Source organism: Streptomyces sp. P5F9 (assembly GCF_057961495.1).
On the sequence record NZ_JBXVPZ010000688.1, the window covers coordinates 1 to 3,724 of the forward strand.

At 73.9% G+C, this 3,724-nt stretch carries 2 protein-coding genes; one reads left to right on the plus strand and one right to left on the minus strand.

Annotated features, from left to right (window positions below; all coding sequences use genetic code 11):
- A partial coding sequence (locus AC31A1_RS48505; RefSeq protein ID WP_489659443.1) for a bifunctional 3'-5' exonuclease/DNA polymerase occupies positions 1-1,582 on the plus strand: 1,582 nt, incomplete at its 5' end.
- 22 nt (positions 1,583-1,604) lie between these two features.
- On the opposite strand, the gene AC31A1_RS48510 is transcribed toward AC31A1_RS48505, so the two are convergent.
- Positions 1,605-3,724 (minus strand): tetratricopeptide repeat protein (locus AC31A1_RS48510; RefSeq protein ID WP_489659444.1); only part of this gene is annotated, 2,120 nt, incomplete at its 5' end.

Sequence of the window (3,724 nt, forward strand, 5' to 3'; positions counted from 1 at the left end):
TGTCGAGGCCGTGCGGGGGCGGCCTGACGTGGGCCGGTGGGTGTGGCGGTCCACGGCCGAGGTGTATCCGGTGCTGCTCGCCGCGGGGGTGCGGGTGGAGCGGTGCTACGACGTCGAGGACGCCGAGACGCTGTTGCTCGGGCACGAGGGCCGGCACGGTGAACCGCGGTCGGCGGCGGCCGCGCTGGCCCGGTTGCGGGGCGGTGCCGTACCGCCGGATCCGCCGCAGCGGGCCGCAGAACCGGGCGCGCAGCCCTCGCTCTTCGAACCGCAGAGCGTCCATCTCCCCCTGGCCGACCTGCTCGCCGTGTACGCCGAGCAGCAGCGCCGGCACGACGCCGCAACGCACCCCGACCGGATGCGGCTGCTCACCGCCTCCGAGTCGGCGGGGATGCTGGTCGCGGCCGAGATGAACCGGGCCGGGCTGCCGTGGAGCGCCGAGGTGCACCGGGAGATGCTGCACGAGTTGCTGGGCGACCGGTATGCGGGCGGTGGTGAGCCGCGGCGGCTCGCCGAGTTGGCGGACGAGGTGTCCATCGCCTTCGGGAGGCGGGTGCGGCCGGATCTGCCGGCGGATGTGGTCAAGGCGTTTGCCGAAGCCGGGATCAAGGTCAAGTCCACCCGGCGCTGGGAGATCCAGTCCCTCGACCATCCGGCCGTGAAGCCGCTGCTGGAGTACAAGAAGCTGTACCGGATCTGGGTGGCGCATGGCTGGTCCTGGCTGCAGGACTGGGTGCGGGACGGGCGGTTCCGGCCGGAGTTCCTCGCGGGCGGGACGGTCACCGGGCGCTGGGTCACCAACGGCGGGGGCGGGCTGCAGATCCCCAAGGTCATCCGGCGGGCCGTGGTCGCCGACCCGGGCTGGCGGCTCGTCGTCGCCGACGCCGACCAGATGGAACCGCGGGTGCTCGCCGCGATCTCCCGCGACCCCGGGCTGATGGAGGTGGCCGGCCGCGCCACCGACCTCTACCAGGCCGTGTCCGACCGCGCCTTCTCCGGCGACCGCGACCAGGCCAAGATCGCCGTGCTCGGCGCGGTCTACGGCCAGACCTCCGGCGACGGCCTCAAGAACCTCGCCGCGCTCAGACGCCGGTTCCCCAAGGCGGTGGCGTACGTCGACGACGCCGCGAAGGCGGGCGAGGAGGGGCGGCTCGTCCGGACCTGGCTGGGGCGGACCTGCCCGCCGGTGGCCGGGGGCGAGGACGCGGCGGAGGAGGCGGGCATCCCCCAGGACGACCCCGTCACGGCCCCCGCCGACCAGGGCTGGGTGCCGGGTTACGCCTCCACCAACTCCCGTGCCCGGGGCCGTTTCGCCCGTAACTTCGTCGTCCAGGGCAGTGCGGCGGACTGGGCGCTGCTGATGCTGGCCGCGCTCCGGCGGTCCTGTGCGGAGCTGGCGGCGGAACTGGTCTTCTTCCAGCACGACGAGGTGATCGTGCACTGCCCCGAGGAGGAGGCCGGGACCGTGGCCGCGGCGATACAGGAGGCGGCCGACCTCGCCGGGCGGCTGACATTCGGGGAGACGCCGGTGCGGTTTCCCTTCACGGTGGCGGTGGTCGAGTGCTACGCCGATGCCAAGTAGAACGGGGCGGGGACTCGGGCTGTCAACGCGCGTCACGCCGCGACAACAGCTCGCCGAGTTCCTGGACGACGGCCTTCTCGTCCGTTCCGTCGAGCGCGTCGAGGGCCACCCGCCACTCCGCGTACGCCTCGTCCTCGCGGCCCTGTTCCCGTAGCAGCAGGCCGAGTTGGTGCCGGGCCAGGCCGCCCATGTAGCGGTCGGCTCGGGCGTCCGCGCGGCGGAGGAGTTCGGCGCACTCGGTGTGGGCGCGTGTGGTGTGGGCACCTTCGGTATCGGCTCGTTCGGTGCGGGTGCCTTCGGTGCGGCCGAGGAGGCGGAGGGCGCGGACCAGGCCGAGGCGGGTCTGCGACTCGCCGTGCCAGTCGCCGTGGCCGCCGAGGATGCGCAGGCTCTCCTCGAAGTGCGGTACGGCGGCGGCCGGTTCGCCGAGGGTGAGGTGGGCGTAGCCGATGTTGCAGTGCGCCGAGTGCTGCACGATGACGGCGCCGATCTCGTCGCCGATGGCGAGGGAGCGGCGGTGCTGTTCGATGGCGGCGCGGGGGTCGGTGTGCTCGTACAGGTTGCCGAGGTGGCTGTGGGTCACGGCCTCGCCGTACGGGTCGTTCAACTGCCGTGAGTGGGCGAGGCTTTGGCGCAGGGCGACCCCGGACTCGGCGTAACGGCCCAGGCCTTCGAGGAGCAGACCCCGGTTGTTGAGGCAGCGGCGGATCCACGAGACCGCGTCGAGTCGCCACCAGATCGCCAGGGCCTGGTCGTTGAGGCCGAGCGCCTCGTTCTGCCGGCCGGTCAGGAAGTGCAGCCCGGCGAGATCGCCGAGCGCGTACGCCTCCGCCGCGTCGTCCCCGAGCCGCCGAGCCGCGCCGAGGGCGGCCCGGCCGAGCACCTCCGTCTCGGCGACGCGGCCGCTGCGCAGGACGTAGGGGAAGAGGAGCCGGACGAGCGTCGAGACGTAGGCGGTCCGGCGGAGATCGGGGGTGTCGCGGTACCGGGTCACGAGGGCCACCACGTTCTCCAGCTCCAAGTCGCCCCAGGCGAAGGCGTCTTCGGGGCGGGGGAAGGAGGTGGTGGCCGCGACCTCGGTGGCGTGGCCGGGGGGCTGCGCGGCGGTCGGGCGGCGGCGGTCGTCCTGGTCGAGGCCCGGTTCGACGATCGCGGTGAGGGTGCGTTCGGCGTGGGCGGTGTACCAGGCGAGGGCGGTTGCTATGAGGTCGGTTTCGGCGGGGGTGGGTTCGGAGAGGGAGGCTCGGGAGAGGGGTGCCTCTACGAGGTCGGTGCCGGCGCGGTCAGTGTCGGCGGGGGGCGTTTCCGCCAGGTCGGTGTCGGCGAGGGCGTCCTTCCCTTCCCTGCCGCCTCCGCTGCCCCTGGCTCCGTTCAACTCCCCTCCGCTCTCCGCCAGTTCGCGGGCGAAGTCGCGGACCAGGTCGTGGGGGGCGTAGCGGCCGTACGACGTCTCCTCCAGGAGGGCTACGTCGACCAGGCGGTCGAGGGCTGCCTCGGTGCGGCGTTCGTCGGTGGCGGCGAGGCGGGCGAGCAAGGGGGCGCCGTAGGCCGGGAGGTCGAGGGTGCCGATGTGGTGCAGGGTGCGGGCCGCGTCGCGGTCGGTCTCGCGGTCGGAGGCGGCGAGGGCGTCGTGGGCGACGGCGAGGGAGCGGCGGACGCTGAGGTCGTCGTACTCCAGGTGATGCAACCGGCCTTCTGTGGCGGCGAGTTGACCGGCCAGGACGTCCGGGGTGAGGGCCCCGCGGGCGGCCAGGCGGGCGGCGACGATGCGCAGGGCGAGCGGGAGGCGGCCGGTGAGTTCGACGAGCGGGTGGGCCGCGTCGAGGCCGTCGCGGCCGGAGACGGCGCGCAGCAGTGCGGCGCTGTCCTCGCCGGACAGGGGGGTGAGCGGGAAACGGCGGGCGCCGTCGAGCGCGGTCAGCGGAGAACGGCTGGTGACGATCACCGCGCAGCCGGTGCCGGCCGGCAGCAACGGCCGTACCTGAGCGGCGTTCTCGGCGTCGTCCAGCACCATCAGCGTGCGGGTGGGCGCGAGCAGGGAGCGGAGCAACGCGCTTGCCGCGTCCGGGTGTTCGGGGATGTGACGCGGTTCGGCGCCGAGGTCGCGGAGCAGGGCGTGGAGTGCCTGGCCGGGGGTGAGGG